Source organism: Timonella sp. A28, from assembly GCF_051200815.1.
Classification (GTDB): Bacteria; Actinomycetota; Actinomycetes; order Actinomycetales; family Cellulomonadaceae; genus Timonella.
This window is the reverse complement of record NZ_CP195159.1, coordinates 393,381-413,459: the sequence shown is the minus strand read 5'-3', so window position 1 is coordinate 413,459 and position 20,079 is coordinate 393,381. Positions and strand designations below refer to the sequence as shown.

General features: G+C 50.9%; 17 protein-coding genes. 4 read left to right on the top strand and 13 right to left on the bottom strand.

The features are described 5' to 3' along the window. Nucleotides 1–50: 50 nt before the first annotated feature. From ACR9EC_RS01985 to ACR9EC_RS01975, 3 genes are all read right to left on the bottom strand, one after another. Nucleotides 51–581 carry a regulatory protein RecX gene (locus ACR9EC_RS01985; RefSeq protein WP_435299851.1) on the bottom strand — a complete coding sequence of 177 codons (531 nt, stop codon included), beginning with the start codon at nt 579–581 and terminating at the stop codon, nt 51–53. A 24-nt stretch (nt 582–605) separates the two neighbouring features. Next, nucleotides 606–1,691: a recombinase RecA gene (gene recA / locus ACR9EC_RS01980; protein ID WP_435299850.1), complete on the bottom strand. Its 1,086-nt coding sequence runs from the start codon at nt 1,689–1,691 to the stop codon at nt 606–608. 193 nt (nt 1,692–1,884) lie between these two features. Next, a complete protein-coding gene (locus tag ACR9EC_RS01975) occupies nt 1,885–2,118 on the bottom strand; it encodes a DUF3046 domain-containing protein (RefSeq protein ID WP_435299849.1) in 234 nt (77 codons plus the stop codon). Nucleotides 2,119–2,183: 65 nt separating this feature from the next. On the opposite strand from ACR9EC_RS01975, the gene ACR9EC_RS01970 reads away from it, so the two are divergent. Beyond that, nucleotides 2,184–7,079 carry a DNA glycosylase AlkZ-like family protein gene (locus tag ACR9EC_RS01970; protein WP_435299848.1) on the top strand — a complete coding sequence of 1,632 codons (4,896 nt, stop codon included), beginning with the start codon at nt 2,184–2,186 and terminating at the stop codon, nt 7,077–7,079. Continuing rightward, nucleotides 7,072–7,941 carry a DNA-formamidopyrimidine glycosylase family protein gene (locus ACR9EC_RS01965; protein WP_435299847.1) on the top strand — a complete coding sequence of 290 codons (870 nt, stop codon included), beginning with the start codon at nt 7,072–7,074 and terminating at the stop codon, nt 7,939–7,941. Before ACR9EC_RS01970 ends, ACR9EC_RS01965 begins: the two co-directional genes overlap by 8 nt. Before the next feature lie 65 nt (nt 7,942–8,006). On the opposite strand, the gene ACR9EC_RS01960 is transcribed toward ACR9EC_RS01965, so the two are convergent. From ACR9EC_RS01960 to ACR9EC_RS01945, 4 genes are all read right to left on the bottom strand, one after another. After that, a complete protein-coding gene (locus ACR9EC_RS01960; RefSeq protein WP_435299846.1) occupies nt 8,007–8,309 on the bottom strand; it encodes a helix-turn-helix domain-containing protein in 303 nt (100 codons plus the stop codon). A gap of 266 nt (nt 8,310–8,575) precedes the next feature. Beyond that, complete coding sequence (locus ACR9EC_RS01955; RefSeq protein WP_435299845.1) at nt 8,576–9,157, bottom strand: CinA family protein; 582 nt, start codon at nt 9,155–9,157, stop codon at nt 8,576–8,578. A 6-nt stretch (nt 9,158–9,163) separates the two neighbouring features. Next, the gene (pgsA, locus tag ACR9EC_RS01950) at nt 9,164–9,760 is read right to left on the bottom strand and encodes a CDP-diacylglycerol--glycerol-3-phosphate 3-phosphatidyltransferase (protein ID WP_435299844.1); all 597 of its coding nucleotides are present in this window, start codon (nt 9,758–9,760) and stop codon (nt 9,164–9,166) included. 66 nt (nt 9,761–9,826) lie between these two features. Further along, nucleotides 9,827–12,601, bottom strand: a complete 2,775-nt coding sequence (locus tag ACR9EC_RS01945) for a DNA translocase FtsK 4TM domain-containing protein (RefSeq protein WP_435300586.1) — start codon at nt 12,599–12,601, stop codon at nt 9,827–9,829. A 131-nt stretch (nt 12,602–12,732) separates the two neighbouring features. On the opposite strand from ACR9EC_RS01945, the gene ACR9EC_RS01940 reads away from it, so the two are divergent. Beyond that, on the top strand, nt 12,733–14,058 hold the full coding sequence (locus tag ACR9EC_RS01940; protein ID WP_435299843.1) for a CapA family protein: 1,326 nt from the start codon (nt 12,733–12,735) through the stop codon (nt 14,056–14,058). Between the two features lie 44 nt (nt 14,059–14,102). Here ACR9EC_RS01940 and ACR9EC_RS01935 read toward each other — a convergent pair whose 3' ends face one another. The 4 genes from ACR9EC_RS01935 to ACR9EC_RS01920 are packed head-to-tail and all read right to left on the bottom strand — an operon-like array spanning nt 14,103 to nt 18,109. Next, nucleotides 14,103–15,788: a ribonuclease J gene (locus tag ACR9EC_RS01935; RefSeq protein ID WP_435299842.1), complete on the bottom strand. Its 1,686-nt coding sequence runs from the start codon at nt 15,786–15,788 to the stop codon at nt 14,103–14,105. A 23-nt stretch (nt 15,789–15,811) separates the two neighbouring features. Then, nucleotides 15,812–16,732, bottom strand: coding sequence for a 4-hydroxy-tetrahydrodipicolinate synthase (gene dapA, locus ACR9EC_RS01930; protein ID WP_435300585.1), 921 nt, complete (start codon nt 16,730–16,732; stop codon nt 15,812–15,814). A gap of 55 nt (nt 16,733–16,787) precedes the next feature. Then, nucleotides 16,788–17,318 (bottom strand): dihydrofolate reductase, encoded by a 531-nt coding sequence (locus ACR9EC_RS01925; RefSeq protein WP_435299841.1) that lies wholly within the window; start codon nt 17,316–17,318, stop codon nt 16,788–16,790. Beyond that, on the bottom strand, nt 17,315–18,109 hold the full coding sequence (locus ACR9EC_RS01920; RefSeq protein ID WP_435299840.1) for a thymidylate synthase: 795 nt from the start codon (nt 18,107–18,109) through the stop codon (nt 17,315–17,317). Before ACR9EC_RS01920 ends, ACR9EC_RS01925 begins: the two co-directional genes overlap by 4 nt. Nucleotides 18,110–18,273: 164 nt before the next feature. Between ACR9EC_RS01920 and ACR9EC_RS01915 the strand changes: the two genes are divergently transcribed. Beyond that, the gene (locus ACR9EC_RS01915; protein WP_435299839.1) at nt 18,274–18,789 is read left to right on the top strand and encodes a GNAT family N-acetyltransferase; all 516 of its coding nucleotides are present in this window, start codon (nt 18,274–18,276) and stop codon (nt 18,787–18,789) included. On the opposite strand, the gene ACR9EC_RS01910 is transcribed toward ACR9EC_RS01915, so the two are convergent. Both ACR9EC_RS01910 and dapB read right to left on the bottom strand, forming a co-directional pair. Further along, nucleotides 18,781–19,242 carry a hypothetical protein gene (locus ACR9EC_RS01910; protein WP_435299838.1) on the bottom strand — a complete coding sequence of 154 codons (462 nt, stop codon included), beginning with the start codon at nt 19,240–19,242 and terminating at the stop codon, nt 18,781–18,783. The two genes, ACR9EC_RS01915 and ACR9EC_RS01910, sit on opposite strands and share 9 nt — an antisense overlap. Before the next feature lie 60 nt (nt 19,243–19,302). Then, nucleotides 19,303–20,049: a 4-hydroxy-tetrahydrodipicolinate reductase gene (gene dapB / locus ACR9EC_RS01905; protein ID WP_435299837.1), complete on the bottom strand. Its 747-nt coding sequence runs from the start codon at nt 20,047–20,049 to the stop codon at nt 19,303–19,305. Nucleotides 20,050–20,079: the final 30 nt, after the last annotated feature.

Here is a 20,079-nt window from a genome sequence, read left to right as displayed (position 1 = left end):
CTTGTTGATCCCAGTTGGATCAGGTACTGCATAATTATCGCAGTATTTTGTTAAGTATTTTGTTCTTCATCAAGGACACGTTGAATACACGACATAGCAAGCCCTGGAGAATAGCCTTTTCGAACGAGATGCGATAGAGCCCGTCGCTTACGAGTCTGCTGGTCAACTGTCACATCACGGCTAAGACGTTTACGTGCTAGAGCAAGCACAGTTTCTTGCTCGTCGTCTTCAGTGATATGTGTCATCGCATGTTCGATTGCCTCTGGTTCAAAGCCTTTCCTGCTGAGTTCTTCGGCAATTGCACGCCGCGAGCGGCCCCGCTCACGGAAACGAGTGCGAACAATAATGGAAGCCGATTCGGCTTCATCAATGAGCCCTACCGCTTCAAGTCGGTGGACTAACTCTTCACACACATCTTGCTCGTGACCTTTTGCAACGAGACGCGCTAAAACATCTTTCTTGCTACGCCCAGCGGACGCGAGAATACGCATTGCGCTTTCTCGCGCCCGCTCTAAATCTTCGTTTACCCGAATTCGACTTTCTTCAGGTATGTCTGCTTCGTCATATTCAATGATGTGCATGATGGCAAGACCGCAGAGTAGGTGTTATTTTTTCGCCGCTTTTGTTCCGGCTGCTTTAGTAGCAGGTTTCGTTTCCGGTTTGCTTGGTGCCTCAGCCTCAGGAGCACCTTCAGCAGCAATAATGCCAAGTTTCTCTTTAATGCGACGCTCTAGTTCATTTGCTAACTCTGGGTTATCGCGCAAGAATTTTCGAGCGTTTTCTTTACCTTGTCCCAGCTGATCCCCGTCATAGGTAAACCACGAACCTGACTTACGCACAAAGCCGTGCTCTACACCCATGTCAATCAGGCTGCCCTCGCGGGAAATTCCAACACCATAAAGGATGTCGAATTCGGCTTGTTTGAAGGGTGGAGCCATTTTATTTTTGACAACTTTGACACGGGTTCGGTTACCTACTGGTTCCGAGCCCTCTTTAAGAGTTTCGATTCGTCGAATGTCAAGACGCACTGACGCATAGAACTTCAAGGCTTTTCCACCAGTGGTGGTCTCTGGCGAACCAAAAAAGACACCAATTTTTTCACGCAACTGGTTAATAAAGATCGCAGTTGTTCCTGTTGCAGACAGCGCACCCGTAATCTTTCGCAGTGCCTGCGACATTAATCGGGCTTGCAAACCAACGTGAGAATCTCCCATCTCACCTTCGATTTCTGCTTTTGGAGTCAACGCAGCAACGGAGTCGACAACGATAAGGTCAATTGCACCAGAACGAATCAGCATGTCTGCAATTTCAAGTGCTTGTTCACCCGTGTCCGGCTGAGATACAAGCAACGCATCGGTATCGACACCGAGTTTGCGCGCATATTCTGGGTCCAGAGCGTGCTCAGCGTCGATGAAAGCCGCGATTCCTCCGCTGCGCTGTGCATTAGCAACAGCATGCAAAGCAATAGTGGTTTTACCCGAAGATTCTGGGCCATACACTTCCACCACTCGTCCGCGAGGGAAACCGCCTATGCCTAAAGCAACGTCCAGAGCAATAGAACCAGAAGGGATAACCTCAACCTTTGGGCGGTTGTCATCGCCCAAACGCATGATCGATCCTTTTCCGAACTGTCGATCAATTTGCCCAAGGGCAGCTTCTAATGCTTTCTCGCGATCGGCTGAAACTGGCATTCACGTCACCTTTATTTCGTGAGCCTTAGGCTCATTAACTTCAACTTCGTTCACCGTACACACACCCTCTGACACGGCAGGTGTCTCACGCAGTGCACTCGCGCTTCTTGGGGAAGAACACACGACCTTATCGTCTGTGCATACAGCATAACCGAACATGTGTTCGAACGCATGAGTTTAGGCGTGTCGTTCGCTACGCTTTCGGTGGTGCTTGACGAAACTTATCGGTTCCCCACCGGTCCTGCTCACTCACATCCATAGCATCACATAGTGCATGCCACACGTGTCGAGGCTCTACCCCTTGCTCTAACGCTTGCACTGCAGTGTGGTTATCCAGTTCCAAAAGAACCTGATCAGACGCTAAAGTCTTGCCATACTGCGCGCCAAAAACTTCATCAACTAATAACCAAAATTCTCGGTTTCGCACACTCTAGAGTGCCATACTTCTTAGCCTTAACGTCATTTGTCAGACTCTCGAGTCACAATAGAAGTGTGTCTGCACAAGAATCCACGCTACGTTCTGAAGCCGATCCGCTCACGCTGTTTTCCCAGCCCACACAAACCTGGTTCCGTGGCGCGTTCGACACTCCAACGTCTGCGCAGGTTGGAGCGTGGAACGCAGTTTCTCAAAACAATCATGCCGTTGTCGTAGCACCTACCGGGTCGGGAAAAACCCTTGCCGCGTTTTTGTGGGCTATCGATCAAATTTCACGCACACCAGTTACGTCAGACGACCCAGCTCAGCGCTGCAAAATCTTATATATTTCCCCGCTCAAAGCTTTAGCGGCAGACGTCGAACGAAATTTACGTTCCCCTTTACGTGGTATTGAACAAGCAGCCTTGCGTTTAGGTCACACGCCTCGCGAAATCCTGGTAGGAACTCGAACCGGAGATACACCACAATCAGAACGCCGCAAATTTGCCAAGACTCCGCCTGACATTCTCATCACCACGCCAGAATCGTTATTTCTTATGTTGACCTCTGGGGCACGAGCGGGACTCGCAGGTATAGAAACAGTCATTATTGATGAGATTCACTACGTTGCTGGTACCAAACGTGGCGCTCACCTTGCTGTTTCTCTCGAACGATTAGACGATTTTTTGCAGCAGCCAGCTCGACGCATAGGTTTATCGGCCACCGTTGAACCGGTATCTGCCGTAGCAGAATATTTAAGCGGTGGGCGGCCTCTTTCCGACGGCGGTCGCATCGTCACCGTAGTTAAGCCTCACATCGACAAAACATTCGATATTAGTGTCACTGTTCCTATCAAAGATATGACTGTGCTTAACGAAATGCCGTCTCAGGATCGTGAAGGAACGATCTCGGCAGCGTCAACAGTTCAGCCTCCAACGAACTCCATGTGGCCTCATGTCGAAGAAGAAGTCGTTGATCTTGTTGCGGAACATACGTCCACTCTTATTTTTACTAATGGTCGTCGTGGTGCAGAGCGTCTCACTTCACGCATGAATGAAATTTGGGCACAACGGCAAGGTGAAGATGTTCCCCCTCCTGGTGAGCGGCATGCAGCACATATTCAAGCCCAGTCAGGTGCAAGCGCTGGCGTTCCGGTAAGTTTAGCCCGCGCACATCATGGCTCTATGAGTCGTGCAGAGCGCACCCGTACAGAATCTGATCTGAAGAGCGGGTTGCTCCCTGCTGTCGTATCAACTTCTTCCCTCGAACTGGGCATCGATATGGGAGCGATCGATTTAGTCGTTCAGGTAGGTCCTCCTCCTTCTGTCGCAAGTGGTTTGCAACGTGTAGGACGTGCAGGCCACCAGGTAGGAGCTGTATCTCATGGCCGGATCCTGCCGCTTCATCGTGGTGAGCTTCCAGCAACTGCTGTTATTGCGCAGCGTATGCGAGAAGGCCAGATTGAGCCTTTTCATCGAGTACATAATCCTCTCGATGTGTTAGCGCAGCACCTCGTCGCCATGGTTGCGGCAGAAGACATCTCTTATGAGGATGCGCTTGCTCTCGTACGCCGCAGCGCACCATTTTCTTCCCTGGGGGAAGCAACTTTTCGGGCAGTGCTCGATATGCTATCTGGCCGGTACCCTTCCGAAGATTTTGGTGAACTGCGAGCGCGAATCGTTTGGGACCGTACAACTAATATTCTTTCTGCTCGGCCTGGTGCTTTGCGGCTAGCTACCACCTCTGGCGGGACTATCCCCGACAGAGGTCTCTATGGTGTTTTTCTTATCGACGACGCCCAGCCAGCGTCCTTCGCCTACGAGGATGGATCCGACACCTCAACGGTTGATCCTCGGGTCACCACTAGCGGTAAGAAGATCACACATAAAGGAGGGAAACGCGTTGGAGAACTTGATGAAGAAATGGTGTACGAGTCTCGCGTAGGTGACGTGTTTACTCTGGGGTCTTCAACATGGCGGATAGAAGAGATCACTCCTGATCGTGTTCTGGTGTCTCCTGCACCTGGTGTTCCTGGTCGTCTTCCGTTTTGGAAAGGTGATGGGTTAGGCAGGCCAGTAGAGCTTGGTCGAGCAATCGGACAATGGCTACGCACTACGACGCATTCGCGGGATTCAGATCCTGCGTGGCAAGGCCTCGACGCATATGCCCAACGTAACCTTGCTGCATATTTAGATGAACAAACGGCTGCTACCGGTTCCCTCCCTCATGACAAAAACATTGTTATTGAAAAATTTCGTGATGAGTTAGGTGATTGGCGGGTCGTCATTCACAGTCCGTTTGGGTCTCGGGTTCATGCCCCGTGGGCGCTTGTTATTTCTGATCGTGTTCGCACAAAGTTTGGGGTTGATGCCTCTGCTATGCACAGTGATGACGGTATTGTGTTGCGTATACCCAACACTGAAGATGCGGCTACTTTTGATGACCCGTTTGCGGTTTTACCGGCGGCGGAACCTGCGCAATCGTTAACGGTTGAAGACATCCTTATTGATCCTGAAGATGTTGCTCGTGTTGTGCGAGAGCAGGTAAGTGATTCTTCGCTTTTTGGCGCTCGTTTTCGTGAAGCGGCTGCTCGTGCACTCTTGCTGCCGAAGACGCGTCCTGATAAACGTCAGCCGTTGTGGCAGCAACGTCAGCGGTCTGCGCAGTTGTTGTCTGTTGCATCCAGTTTTCCAGATTTCCCTATTGTCCTTGAAGCGGTGCGGGAATGTTTACAGGACGATTTTGATGTTCCTGCGTTGACTGACATTATGCGCACGATTTCTGCGGGCGCGATCAGGGTTAGTGAGGTTACTACTCAACATCCTTCGCCATTCGCTCAGACGCTGCTCTTTGGGTACACCGCGCAGTTTCTTTATGATGCTGATGCGCCTCTTGCGGAACGTCGGGCGGCTGCGCTCACTCTTGATCCCACGCTTCTCGCTGAGTTGTTGGGGCAGGAAGGTGTTGGAAGTCTTGCCGACATTTTGGATGTTGACGCAACTGCAGAGACTATTCGTGAATTACTGTTCCTCACGGAATCCAAAAAAATTAAAACTGCTGAGCAGCTGTGGGAGTTCCTGCTTAAGTGGGGGCCGGCGACTCTTCACGATATAAGCGATCGAGTGCATGCTCCACGGCACGACGACCTCTCGGATACTGAGAGGAGTCCTACGCAGCATGCGCATGTTTTACTGCAACAGCTTGAGCAGGCGCGTCGAATTATTCGAGTCAAGCTTGCGGGTGTTTCCGATGAATCCGCATGGCAGTGGGCTGCCATTGAAGATGCTAGCCGTCTGCGGGATGCGTTGGGGGTCGCGTTACCGGCAGGTATTCCTGCCGACTTTATTGAACCTGTTGCGGATCCTTTAGGGGACCTTATTAGGCGTTATGCACGCACGCATGGTCCGTTTACGGCGGCGCACGTTGGCGCACGGTTTGGGTTAGGGATTGCTGTTGTCCGTGATGCTTTACGCACACTTGAAGCGCAAGGCCTGATGCTCTCTGGAAAATTATTGCCTCAGGCGTTGGGCGGTACCCACGAAGATTACTGCGATGTTGATGTGATGCGACTACTGCGGCGTCGTTCGCTTGCCGCTTTACGCGCAGATGTGGAACCTGTCAGCCAAAGCACTCTTGGCGTGTTCCTACCTCAATGGCAACACGTCGGCGAGTTGCATGGAATTAACGGTTTATATCAAGCTATCGAACAGTTAACTGGGGTGCCAGTACCATTATCGGCGCTTGAATCTCACATCCTTCCAGCACGGGTTAAGGACTATACGCCTAGCATGTTGGATGAACTTACGACCTCTGGTGAGGTGGTATGGATTGGACACAAATTATTGCCCGGGCCACGTGGTGGCAAGGATGCCATGATTTCCCTACATCTAGCCGATGGCGCAGAACTAACGCTGCCTAGTGTTACTGCACTTCATGACCATGACGAGCTCTCCAATTCGCTAGACCACACGGCTTTATTTGATCTTTTGCAGGGTTCAGGCGGGTTTTTCGCATCGCATCTTATAGACAACAGTGGGTTCGCTGCGGCGGCTGTTGAACGTGCGTTATGGGATTTGGTGTGGGCGGGACTGATCACTAATGACACTATTAGCCCGTTGCGTTCTCTCGTCGGACGGGTAGGTTCTGCCCCTGCTTCTCGCGCGAACATACGATCTAAAACCGCTCGGTCTCGTTTCGGTGGTTTATCTCCGGTAACGCCTCGCAACAGTGTTCCTGCGAGCATTGCTACTGGACGTTGGACTGTTTTACCGCAACGAGTTCTAGACCCAACACGTCGCATTCATGCCTGCATTACTGTTCTTCTTGAACGTTATGGTCTAGTCACCCGATCGATTAACACATTCGAGGACCTTGAACATCCTTTCTCTGCGCTTTACCAAGTGCTGTCCACTGCTGAGAGTTTAGGAAAAATACGTCGCGGATATTTTGTTGAAAAGCTGGGTGGTTCCCAGTTCGCCGCGGACGGGGCAGTTGATGTGCTGCGTACAACCGAAGCTGACCTTAAGGCAGAGCGCTCACGCAACAAACATAAAGTGTGTGTTTTAGCGGCGATGGACCCTGCTAACCCTTACGGTGCGTTTGTGAATTGGCCAGAGACTCTTCCCTCCTCCACTACGCATCGTCCTGGACGAAAAGCCGGTGCTTCAGTGGTGTTAGTTGATGGTGATCTTGTTTTATATGTTGAGCGGGGAGGCAAAACTGTTTTGTCGTTCACTCATGATTCCACCCAACTGCTCGCTGCCGCTAACGCAGTTGTTGCAGAGGTAGATAGCGGGCGGCTTCCAAAAATTCAGCTCTCAAAAATCAACGACTCACCTGTCCTCGAGTTCGTCCGGTCCGCCGAGCAGCATCCCGTCTTTGAAGCCTTACGGGCTGTAGGTTTTTCAGTGACGCCAGCAGGGCTTCGCTACCAACCTCATCCATCGCAACGATACGGAAAAAACAATGCCTGAAGGCGATACCGTACTGACAGCAGCCAACACGTTGCATGAGATTTTTGCTGGTTCAGTCTTAACTCGCGGTGATCTCAATTGGCCGTCAGCCCCTGCGCATGGACTTCAAGGCCATCATCTTGATGAAGTTGACGCGTACGGAAAACATTTACTTATGCGGTTCGACCAAGGACTCACCCTGAGAACACATCTGCGTATGGATGGATCATGGCGAATAGTTCGTACCGATTCCTCTGAAGCACGCTCACCTTCACCATTTGTTCGTGCCGCAATAGGCACCGCACAATGGACGGCCTTAGGTTACAGGTTGGGAATGCTCGACGTATGGCAGACGCGTGAAGAGCCTCAGCATTTAGAACATTTAGGCCCCGATATTTTGTCTGACTCTTTTGTGCCCACTCCTTTTTTAGAGCGGGCCCATAACGATCCACATCTTCGTGTTGCCCCACGCGCATCACGTGACAGTTCACACCAAAACGGGTTCACGCTGTCGGATGAAGGATGGCGTACGGGCATTGAACGTTTCGCGTACCAACCCGCAACTCGGCCCATTGGAGAAACGCTGCTGGATCAAACGGTTGTGGCTGGAATAGGTACTATTTACATGGCCGAGGGGCTTTTTGAACTCAAATATTCTCCGCTCACACCTCTTGCTGACGTACATGTTCCGCGTCTTCTAGCAGCGATACGTTCACACATGATCCGAGCAGTGGTCGCGTATCCGCAGGGGCGAAAAATACACGTACACGGCCGCACAGATAAACCCTGCCATGTGTGCGGTTCACCTATAGAACGTTTACTTATTGGTCCACCGTTAAAGCAGCGTCCCGCCTTCTATTGCGCTACCTGTCAAACCTTATGACGACATAAAAGGGCGGACCGCACATTTTGTGTGCGGTCCGCCCTTCAAAAAACTAGATCATAGTGCTACACAGTGGCGGGTACTCGATCGTACGAAACCATCTCTGCCGGAATTGTGTCTGGAATTGACAGACCCTCTGCAACAGCGATGCGATCGCTTACTTCACGCAAAATCACTGACAAAGGCGTGTCAAGAGCTTCACAAATTGATCCAAGCAACTCTGATGATGCTTCTTTTTGACCGCGTTCGACTTCACTCAAGTAGCCAAGTGACACACGGGCGGCGGAAGACACCTCTCGAAGTGTTCGACCCTGACGTTGGCGTGCCGTACGAAGTACATCACCAATCTCGCGACGTAATACAACCATCTGGCTGCCTCCTCTCGTGTCTCAGTACCAAAGTCCTCTTCTCAGGACCTTAGGCGCTTACCTAAGTTATGTTTTGCCGATATCTTTTCACGTTGACTCTAGCAAGTCACGCTGAATGAACACTGTACGAGATAAACTCGGCAAATTCACCTCACAACTTAATAGTCCCCCGGCCCGGAACACTATCACGTTATGCGTTCGCTCTGTATTGAATAACGCATTCTGAAACTAAATTGTTCCGCGCAATCTAATATTTTTTTATGCCTCTAGTCACAGCCCTGTTTGTGGGTTATACGCCCTAAACAACGCAGCAATTCGGTTAAAGCAACGGCAACCACTACACGCCGAATGCATTCTCTACGATCAGAACCACCGTGCGCAAGACCTTCAATCTCGTCATCGCTGATCCTGCCTGTAACGACTTCTGCGTGTGTCATACCGGGCAGCAATAATCCAATATAAAAACGTCCAACTGGTTGTCCGTCTTGCTGAGTGGGCCCAGCAACACCTGTCGTTGCAACCTGAATAGTTGATCGGAAGAGAACACCTACTCCTGTGACCATCTGCCGAACAGTTTCAGCATGTACAGCGCCGTAACGTTGCAAGGTTTCGTTGTTGACCTGCAACACCGAAGCTTTCGACTCCGTTGCATAGGTTACGGCAGAACCAACAAAAACATCTGAAGCCCCTGGAATCCGCACAAAAGCATCAGCCAACAAACCACCCGTTAACGATTCTGCACAAGAAATCGATAACCCTAGAGTTTGTGCATGCCGAATAATACGCGCCGCAACATCATCACATGGTTGTTGAACAGCGTTTATAAGGTCTGCAGAAGAAAAGCTCACGAATATTCATCGTGAGGTTTTTCCCTCACGGAAGACTCGCCACCCCGCCGCTAAATAATCGACACCCGTAATAACAGTGAACGCTACGGCAACAGACATGAGTGCGACAGCTAGCCACGTGAAGACAATCGGCATTGCAAAAAGCGGAAGCAAGAATGCCCCAATCGCCAACATCTGGAATACAGTTTTTAGTTTTCCACCACGAGAGGCTGGAAGCACTGCATAACGAATAACAATAAACCGCATAACAGTAATAGCGAGCTCTCGACCCAAAATAACGATGGTTACCCACCACCACAGATCGCCCAACATTGACAACCCAATAAACGCTGCTCCAGTAAGCAACTTGTCCGCTATCGGATCAAGAATCTTACCGAGGTTGGTTATGAGTCCCCGAGAACGAGCTAAATGACCATCGATTTTGTCTGTTATCGCTGCAAGAATAAAAATCCCTAATGCGATAAGACGCCAAACAACAGACTCTCCGGAGTCCTGAAATAACGCCCACACAAACACAGGAACCATGGCGATACGCAGCATCGTCAAAATGTTCGCAATGTTTAACACAGGCACATGGGCTGGCCCAGTCACGGACTCACTCACAACGCTTTCACCTCAAATAACTGTCACGAGAGCAACACAGTTCCTTACTTCAGTCAACAGTCCCAGTTAACGCACCGGACCAGTCCAACCGTCATCTTCAGTGTCTGCATTGTCAGAATAATCTTTCGCGACGGGAGGCATATGCCCCCCAACGCCATCGCTGTAGTCTACAGTGCCTTCACCCGAATGCGGTGATGAGGGCTCTTCGACTGGTTCGCCACGAAGCATAGCTAAAGTTCCAGCAAGATCGTCTGGCTGCACCAACACTTCACGAGCTTTAGACCCTTCAGAAGGACCAACAATTTCGCGTGACTCCAGCAAATCCATCAGACGCCCAGCTTTGGCAAAGCCAACACGCAATTTACGTTGCAACATCGAAGTGGAACCAAATTGGGAAGTAATAACCAATTCGGCTGCCTGCAACAACACATCAAGGTCATCACCGATATCGTCGTCAACAACCTTCTTGGCTGCCACTTGAGTAACGTCTTCTCGATATACGGGTTTCAGTTGAGTCTTCACATGCTCAACCACAGCATGAATCTCCGACTCGTTAACCCACGCACCTTGCACGCGCATAGGTTTTGACGCACCCATCGGCAAGAACAATGCGTCACCTTGCCCGATAAGTTTTTCGGCACCCGGCTGGTCGAGAACAACCCTCGAATCTGCAAGTGAGGACGTAGCAAAAGCTAAACGAGATGGAACATTGGCTTTAATCAAACCAGTAACAACATCAACTGAAGGGCGCTGCGTTGCTAAAACAAGGTGGATACCTGCTGCTCGTGCCAACTGCGTGATGCGTTGGATAGAAGCTTCCACATCACGTGGCGCAACCATCATGAGATCAGCAAGCTCATCAACAACAACCAGCAAATACGGGTAGGGAGCGATCTTTCGTTCCGAACCCGGCAGTGGTTTCACCTTCCCACTACGAACAGCAGCGTTAAAGTCATCAATGTGCTTGTAACCAAACAGGGCAAGGTCGTCGTACCGAGCATCCATTTCTCGCACAACCCATTCCAAAGCTTCAGCAGCTTTTTTAGGGTTAGTAATAATCGGAGTAATAAGATGCGGGATGCCATCATAAATGGTGAGTTCCACACGCTTCGGGTCAACCAAGATCATGCGCACCTGGTCCGGGGTTGAGCGCATCAAAATCGATGTAATCATCGAGTTCACAAAACTTGATTTACCCGCACCGGTCGCACCCGCAACCAAGATGTGTGGCATCTTCGCAAGGTTGGCCATCACATAGCCACCTTCAACGTCTTTACCCACACCCATGATCATTGGGTGATCTGACTTCCGCGCCACACTTGAACGCAAGACGTCACCAAGCACAACAGTTTCACGGTCAGCATTTGGAATTTCGATACCAATAGCTGACTTTCCAGGGATCGGAGACAAAATCCGCACATCTGCTGAAGCAACAGCGTAAGCAATATTTTTTGATAGAGCAGTAACGCGCTCCACCTTCATGCCAGGGCCGACCTCAACCTCATAACGTGTAACTGTCGGTCCACGAGTAAACCCAGTAACAGATGCGTCCACATTAAATTGAGCAAAAACCTCGGTAAGCGAATCAACAACCCGATCATTAACTGCAGATCGTTTCTTGTGCGGGGCACCATGCGCCAAAGCCTCTTCGTCAGGAAGGACATACACCATGTCGCCTTCAAGCATGGGTTGCTCCCCACGCGGCACAGCACGGTTTGGTGGTGCTTCAAGTTTCTTAGGACTTTCTGCAGCGGGCGGTTCATGAGCAGCCGCGCTCTTTGCTGGCGGTTGTGGAACAGCCTCAGGCTCAACGACAGCTTCAACGTCAGACAACTCAGCAGGATCAATAACTTGCGTCTGATCAGTATGGATAGTAGCCGAGCGTTCCCTGCCTGACTTCTTACGCGTAGTCGGCTTCGGCTTAGTTTCTTGTTCTGCCGTCACTTCAGCATCAAAAGCACGGGTGAACGCTTCGTCGCCGTCATACGCTTCAAGACGATTTTCTTGAGTAGGCTCAACAACCGCATTCTTTTTGCTGCGGCGGCTCAAAAGCCCTGCACGTTTACGTTTCTTCTGCGGCACCGTTGCATCCCGATCGTGTCCAGAATGCCGCGATACCCCGGGCGCTAATTCCAATTCACCAGAAACAGTCCCCACTCCACCGGTCTGCGCAGGGGCCTCGGGCGCCTCACCAAAAATGGAAGTTTTTATGTTGTGTAATTTCTCAGACAAAGATGAAATTGGGGTTTTTGTAATCACTAACGCACCAAAAAACGCAAGCAATAACAACACCAACACAGCGGCAACTGGCGCTAATCCCGCTGCTAACGGGTAACCAAGAATAAACCCTAAGACACCACCCGAGTCTTGCACCTCGTTAAAAGGCTCTGCCAAAGAAGGGTATCCCGTCACAGCATGGGTAATACCAGTGAGAGCTAACACTTCACACGACACACCAACAGTCATACGGTGCGTGCGGTCTTCGCGATGCCTACGTCGCAAAACTCGAATTCCCCACACAAACAAAGCGATAGGGACAAGAACTGAAAGTCGACCCACAACAGATGCTGCAGCTGTATGCATCACATGCGCGATAGGAGTATCAATAGCAAACCACTCTGGCACTGCAGACATGATCGCTAACGCAATCAAAATAAACCCAAAAGCATCCAACCAATGTTCACGACGATGCACTTTCTGTGCTTCCGTGGCAGCTGCAGGTTGCGGTCTCGTACGAGTAGGTGTCTTGCGTGTACGAGCGGTACGTGCCGTTTTAGTGGACGTACTTCGATTAGAACCTCTCGCCGCCGAGGTTTTCGTTGTGTGTGAGCGCGCAGCCATACCACCAAATTTATCTGGCTTAAGCAAATTTCCTTGGATTTAAATCAAGGTGAGCCGATAATAGTCATAAATCACTGTGCACTACACAAGCTGCACATCATGCAGTGCACACATCTAGAAAAGTGTCTTGTATGCAACCCCCACATGCTCGTGTGTCCTCGTCACCTGTGAATAAGCCTTCACTACGCAGCCTATGGATTATCCTCTTCTGCGGACTCATCGCGGCGTGTGTCGGTGGCGTTGTGGCCGCACTGCACTCGTCGCCATCCTCACCTCCCTTTCCTGCACCCGGGGTCTCTGCTACAACGGATTCCTTCACCGTTGAGGAAGAATCCCCTTCCCCAGAGCCGGCACCGCGCCCGCGCATCTTCACGATCGCAGCGACAGGCGATGTGCTGCCACACTTACCTGTTCATTCATCTGCACGAACATCAACTGGATACAATTTCTCTCCCCTCTTTTCTGAGATTGATGCACTGGTCAATTCTGCGGGACTTGCACTGTGTCATCTTGAAGTACCTGTTATCGCCAAAGGGCACACCCCAACTGGCTACCCTCTCTTTGGTGCGTCTCCTGCGATTGTTCAAGCCCTCGCACGGCAAGGATGGGATGGTTGTTCAACAGCTTCGAACCATTCCATAGATAAAGGTTTTGACGGAGTTGTCACGACATTGGACACTCTAGAAAATAATGGTCTCGGTTTTGCAGGCACCGCACGGTCACAAAGCGAAGCGCACAATCCGCAAATATACGATGTGCATCAAGATGCAGGCACCACTCGGATAGCGCACCTTTCCGTGACTCGTCATTTAAATGGATTAGTCACCCCGCAGGGAAAATCTTGGGCTGTGCAGCGCATCGTGGTGGACGATGTTCTTACACAAGCCCGCGACGCACGTAAACGAGGCGCCGACCTCGTCGTGGTATCGAGTCATGACGGTATCGAATACCAGAGCATTCCTTCCGCTGAGCAGAAGGAGTTCGCGCAAGCACTGGCAGAATCTGGACTCATAGATTTGTATATCGGGCATCATGCGCATGTTCCGCAACCGATTGAGCGTTTATCTGGTGGTCCGCACGATGACGGAATGTGGGTTGCTTATGGTTTAGGGAACTTCATTTCAAATCAGGATTCTGCATGTTGTGTTCCGCAGACTGCAAGCAGCGTCATGATGTTTGCGCATGTTGAGGGAACGGACGAGGCAACCCGTATCACACAGGTTTCTTGGCGTGCTTTAACCGTGGATCGTAAAGCAGGTCATATTGTTCGTGATCTTTCCGCATTGCATACTGCTAATAAGGCCACGGATTCTTTATCGTCTGCGGCAGTAGAAAAACGGTACACAGATGTACGTACAGCTGTAGGAACAGAAGCTTCGGAACTAACAAGCCTCGAAACATTTCACGGATCAGTCGAGGTTTTGCCGAGGACACACACTACACCGTCCACTGACTAATACGGCAGGGGCTGCAATCGTCATGATTACAGCCCCTGAACGCTTTAAGCTAAGACAACTACCGGAAGAATCATCGGTTTTCTACGAAGTCGTGAAGAAATCCACCGGCCAACAGTGCGTCTCATGATCTGCTGCAACTGATACGTATCAGTGTTCCCATTGCTTGCAGATTCTTCTAGTGCAGCAACGATCTGTGGGCGGATGTCGTCGAACACGTCATCTCCCTCAGCAAAGCCACGCGCAAGTATTTGTGGTCCTGCAATGACTTTCCCTGTTGCTGAATCGATGACGGCAAAGAGGGACACGAATCCTTCTTCAGACAAAATTCGTCGATCTTTCAGTTCGGCTTCTGTAATGGTTCCTACGGAGGAACCGTCAACATACACGTAACCGCACGGAACTGCACCTACAATGCGTGCTTGCCCGTCAACAAGATCAACAACAACACCGTCTTCAGCAAGAATAACGTTTTGCGCAGGCACACCAGTCTTCACCGCGATTGCCCCATTAGCAATCAGATGGCGCACTTCACCATGCACTGGCATCACATTTTTAGGACGCAAAATGTTGTAACAGTATGTGAGTTCACCTGCTGAAGCGTGACCAGAAACGTGCACTTTTGCGTTGCCGGAGTGCACAACACGGGCACCAAGCCGCATAAGCCCATTGATTACGCGGAAGACCGCATTCTCGTTTCCTGGGATGAGCGAAGACGCCAAGATAACGGTGTCGCCGTGTCCCACAGAAATCTTGTGCGATTGGTTTGCAATACGGGAAAGCGCTGCCATAGGTTCGCCCTGCGAACCGGTGCACATGAGAACAACTTGATTGTCAGGTAGCGAGTTAACATCCTTCAAATCAACGATGACTCCGTGTGGAATGTTCAGGTAGCCAAGGTCAGCTGCTATTCCCATGTTTCGCACCATGGAGCGTCCCACAAGGGCAACTTTTCGTCCGTGGTCGCGTGCTGCGTCTAGGACTTGCTGCACACGGTGCACGTGAGAAGCAAAAGAAGCGACAACGATTCGTCCTTCAGATTGCCCAAAAACCGACGAAAGTGTTGGACCAATTTCGCGTTCTGGGGTAACGAATCCTGGGACTTCAGCGTTCGTGGAGTCCACCATGAACAAGTCGACGCCGCGTTCTCCAAGACGTGCGAACGCGCGCAGATCGGTGATTCGTCCGTCCAACGGCAGCTGATCCATTTTGAAGTCACCAGTGTGCAGGATCGTTCCTGCCGCAGTAGTAACTGCGACAGCGAGCGCGTCTGGAATGGAGTGGTTGACGGCAACGAACTCGCATTCAAAGTCTCCAAAGGAGACTTTTTCGTCTTCTTTAACTGGATGTAACACAGGTGTGATTCTGTGTTCTTTCAGTTTTGCTTCTACAAAAGCTAACGTCAGGCGTGAACCTACGACAGGGATGTCTGCGCGTAGTTTCAGCAGGTATGGGACACCACCAATGTGGTCTTCGTGTCCGTGGGTAAGTACGATCGCATCAATGTCGTCCATGCGATCGGCAATGTATTCAAAGTCGGGAAGAATCAGGTCAACGCCAGGCTGGTTGTCTTCTGGGAAGAGCACACCACAGTCGATGACTAGCAGCCGTCCATTAAATTCGAGGACAGCCATATTCCGCCCGATCTCCCCTAGACCACCCAATGCGACGATCCGCATTGTTCCCGGTTGGAGTTCCGGTGGTGTATCTAGTTCAGGATGGGGGTGACTCACGTAGCCTCCAGGGCTTGTATTGTTTACTGCGACGCGGCAGCGCTTAAGAGTCCGTGCGCTTCAAGGGCTGCATGGACTACCGCGATTTCAGTTTCTGTGGCACGCACTTGTGGGAGGCGTAGCGCATCGTTTTTGATATGTCCCAAATGTTGCAAGGCTGCTTTCGCCATAACGGTTCCGGCACCAGTTCCCATGATTGCGTTAATCAATGGCAGTAATTGTGCCGCCGTGTGGGTGGCGTCGGTGTTGCGGCCTGCGCTGAAGTGTTCTTCCACGCGAACAAGTTCAGGTGCTGCCACATGGGCAACTACAGACACAATTCCCACTGCCCCGACAGAGAGGAAAGGCAGGTAAAGTGCGTCGTCACCGCAGTACCATGCGAGGTCTGTGCGAGCGATAAGTTCGGCAGCGGCGGCCACGTCGCCTGTTGCGTCTTTGACAGCAACGATCTTTGAGTGTGCAGCCAACTGCTCGTATGTGTCTGCTGAATAGCGCACCCCTGTGCGGCCCGGTACGTCGTACAACATGACAGGAAGATCAGTGGAATCGGCGATCGCTTCGGTGTGAGCGACAATGCCACGCTGGCTTGGGCGTGAATAGTATGGGGTGACAACCAGCAGGCCGTCCGCTCCAGCTTCTTGTGCCTGCTCGGCCATGCGCACTGCGTGGTCGGTATCATTTGATCCGGCACCCGCGATGACATGCGCGCGGTCGCCTACAGCTTCAACAATTGCGGTAATGAGTTCGGCTTTTTCTGGGGCGTGAGTCGTAGGTGACTCTCCGGTTGTTCCATTAAGGACAAGACCGTCATTACCTGCGTCGACGAGACGTTTAGCAAGATCAACAGCAGAGTCAAAATCTACGCTGCCATCTTCGTGGAATGGAGTTACCATCGCTGTGAGCAAAGTTCCGAAAGGGCGCTCTTCAGTAAACGTCTTCATCATGACTTCTAAGATACCCCGTTCAGGCTTAATACGATGCACATGTCCACCGGGCACATCACTTTTTGTACTGGTGTAACGGCAGTGCACGCTCATATGTGACATGTTTGAAACGTGTTCCTGTACGCGATTCCAACCAGCCACTTTCAGGGTTATGCATGCTTATTTCCCAGTTCGGAGAAATAGTTGGAGCAAAAGCATCGCAGCCGTCAGGCGCAACATCAATAAAAGTCACTTCTAACAAAGTTACGTAAGGCATAAATAATTCATAAATTTGCGAACCACCCATGACCCACACGGTTTCAGCCCCTGTAGCGTGAGCAGTTTCAAGAGCGTGATCTACCGTTGTGGCAACAACAGCACCTTGCGCATGAAATGCAGTGTCACGAGATAGCACAATATTGGTACGTCCAGGCAGAGGGCGAGAACGTTCCGGTAGCGACTGCCAGGTTGCCCGCCCCATAATGACTGGGGCTCCCATAGTTTTCGCTTTAAAGTGCGCAAAATCTTCAGGAACATACCATGGTATTTCACCGCCGCGCCCAATACCGCCGTGCGAGGCTTGCCCCCAGATGAGCGCTATTTTCACACTGCTACCTCAGCTTTAATAGCGGGATGATGCTGATATCCCTCGACTGCAATGTCATCGAATGTGTACGAAAACATGTCGGCCGCTTGCGTCAGCTGTAGTGTCGGGAACTCGAATGGGGTGCGTGAAAGCTGCTCAGTTACTTGATCCATGTGGTTGAGATAAATGTGGCAGTCTCCCCCAGTCCACACGAAATCGCCAACTTCTAAACCACACTGTTGAGCAACCATATGAGTGAGTAAAGCGTACGAAGCAATATTGAACGGCACACCTAAAAATAGGTCTGCAGATCGTTGGTACAGCTGGCATGACAATTTATTGTCAGCGACATAAAACTGGAAGAATGCGTGACAGGGCATCAACGCCATCTTGTCGAGTTCTGCAACGTTCCACGCTGAAACTATCATTCGTCGAGAATCAGGGTGTGTTTTTAAGGTGTCAACAACCTGAGAAATCTGATCGATATGTGCACCATCTGGGGTGGGCCAACTACGCCATTGCACACCATAAACGGGACCTAAATCACCGTTCTCGTCTGCCCATTCATTCCAGATGCGAATACCGTTTTCTTGCAGCCATTGCACGTTTGATTCCCCACGCAAAAACCACAACAACTCGCCAACAACAGATTTCAGGTGGACGCGTTTTGTTGTGATGAGTGGAAAACCTTCGCTGAGGTTAAACCGCATCTGATGACCGAACACACTACGTGTACCTGTGCCTGTACGGTCGTCCTTTAAAGTACCGTTCTCAAGCACATGCCTAAGCAAATCTTCATATTGTGTGTTCACGCGTCCCCCTCATACTCCCAACAAGTCGCAGTCTTCCTCGATCAGTGTAACGACCCAAATCTGTGAACCAGAACCGACTCACACGCAACCGGATGTGTGAAAGCCCATCATCGAAACTTCGCCTACAATCAAAGACCACACATCTCCAACGAAAGAATGTAGCGATGGTGCTATTTACAGAGAATGCCGATGTATCTGTGCGTCCAGCGATAGCTCAAGACGCTCCGCATATCGCACGCATACAAAACGAGTCGTGGACTGCCACGCTCCCGCACATTTTTGGGCCTGAGAGCCCTCTTGCCGTCGATGTGGAATCTGTACAGCAGCAATGGTTAGACGCGATTGTACGCCCACCAAGCGCTGAATACGGCTTGTTTACGGCACTGTCCGGCGGCGATATTGTCGGCTTTTGTGCTGTTGCGCCACAAACCATCATCGCTTTAGAAGTAACCGCTGCACATCAAAAACAAGGTCACGGTTCCAGACTATTAACCGCAGCGGTGGACACATTACAACGCAATGGTGCTACACAAGTCACGGTGTGGATTCCAGAAACGGCAGCAGCAAAACAAGCCTTCTATGCCTCTGCTGGCCTCGCACAAGACGGCCGAGTCCGACAACTCAACGTTGACAGTGACACGACCTTAGTCGAAGAACGATGGCACGCCGAACTAGCGTGAGGCTTTGTTCTGGGTGCGATACAGCTGTGCTGCGGTACGCAAAGCAGAACGAGCCCGACGACGGTCCCCTGACGCTTCATACCCAAACGCGAGATTAAACCAGGCTCCCCAGTCGTCCGGCTGTTGCTCAACCTGCTGCCGTAAATCAGAAAATTGTTCATCAGCTGCTTGACGATCGATCCTGCCGCCAGGCGACCTCGGCAAATCATCGTGCACGAGTTTGCCTTCGTCATGCAGTTGTTCACTCATTTTCGAGACAGTGAGAGCTAACAGCCACTCTCGAAACATTCCATACAAAATGGCTACGAGAATCATCGAAATTCCGGCGCCAATAGCAATCATTAATGGTTCACCCGTGGACATCATCGCAGCAACCCTGCTACCGACCATCCACAAAAAAATACCCAACAGCGCAGTCACAGCCACTGGCGCTACAAGATGCTTCACTCGCACACGACACTTCCTTGAATACCTCAAGGGCACAAAACTTAACAGTTTTGTGCCCTTACTTTGCTAGCTCAAATCCATTACGTTCTCAAGCCCCACAGTAAGCCCGGGACGAGAGGATACTTCACGAATTCCTAAAAGAACTCCTGGCATAAAAGAAACCCGATCAAACGAATCTTGTCTAATGGAAAGCTGCTCACCGGCATTACCAAGCAAAATTTCTTCATGTGCAACAAGTCCGCGCAACCGTACAGCATGAACTCTCACGCCGTTAACATCCGCACCACGTGCTTCGAATCCTTCAACGGTCGCATCGGGGCTCACGGGAATACCCGCTTCAGTGCGGGCCGCTGCAACGGCCTCCGCCGTATGCCGGGCAGTTCCTGACGGCGCATCAACCTTATCCGGGTGATGCAGTTCAACAATTTCAACTGACTCAAAAAATTTTGCCGCTTTAGCCGCAAAACTCATAGCAAGCACAGCTGACAGACCAAAGTTAGGAGCAATCAACACACCAAGGTTGCGTCCATCGTCGGCAAGATGGTCTGCAACCCGCGCACGCGATCCTTCAGTCCATCCAGTAGTTCCAACTACGGCGTGTATTCCTGCATCAATAAGTTGGTGCACGTTCGATTCAGTAACGCTAGGCACAGTGAAATCAACAGCAACGTGCGCGCCACTTTCGGCAACAACAGAAAAGTCATCCCCTGTGTCCATCGTGGCAACAAGTTCCATGTCAGGACTATTAAGCACAGCCTCACAGACATTTTTTCCCATCCGTCCACGAGCACCTAAAACTGCAACTTTAATCATGGCTTCCCCACATTCTTTTCTTCACGTACA

Coding starts and splice junctions, on each gene's coding strand:
- ACR9EC_RS01985 (WP_435299851.1), bottom strand. CDS start 581: ATGCACATCATTGAATATGACGAAGCAGACATACCTGAAGAAAGTCGA.
- recA (WP_435299850.1), bottom strand. CDS start 1,691: ATGCCAGTTTCAGCCGATCGCGAGAAAGCATTAGAAGCTGCCCTTGGG.
- ACR9EC_RS01965 (WP_435299847.1), top strand. CDS start 7,072: ATGCCTGAAGGCGATACCGTACTGACAGCAGCCAACACGTTGCATGAG.
- ACR9EC_RS01960 (WP_435299846.1), bottom strand. CDS start 8,309: ATGGTTGTATTACGTCGCGAGATTGGTGATGTACTTCGTACGGCACGC.
- ACR9EC_RS01945 (WP_435300586.1), bottom strand. CDS start 12,601: ATGGCTGCGCGCTCACACACAACGAAAACCTCGGCGGCGAGAGGTTCT.
- ACR9EC_RS01940 (WP_435299843.1), top strand. CDS start 12,733: ATGCAACCCCCACATGCTCGTGTGTCCTCGTCACCTGTGAATAAGCCT.
- dapA (WP_435300585.1), bottom strand. CDS start 16,732: ATGATGAAGACGTTTACTGAAGAGCGCCCTTTCGGAACTTTGCTCACA.
- ACR9EC_RS01915 (WP_435299839.1), top strand. CDS start 18,274: ATGGTGCTATTTACAGAGAATGCCGATGTATCTGTGCGTCCAGCGATA.
- dapB (WP_435299837.1), bottom strand. CDS start 20,049: ATGATTAAAGTTGCAGTTTTAGGTGCTCGTGGACGGATGGGAAAAAAT.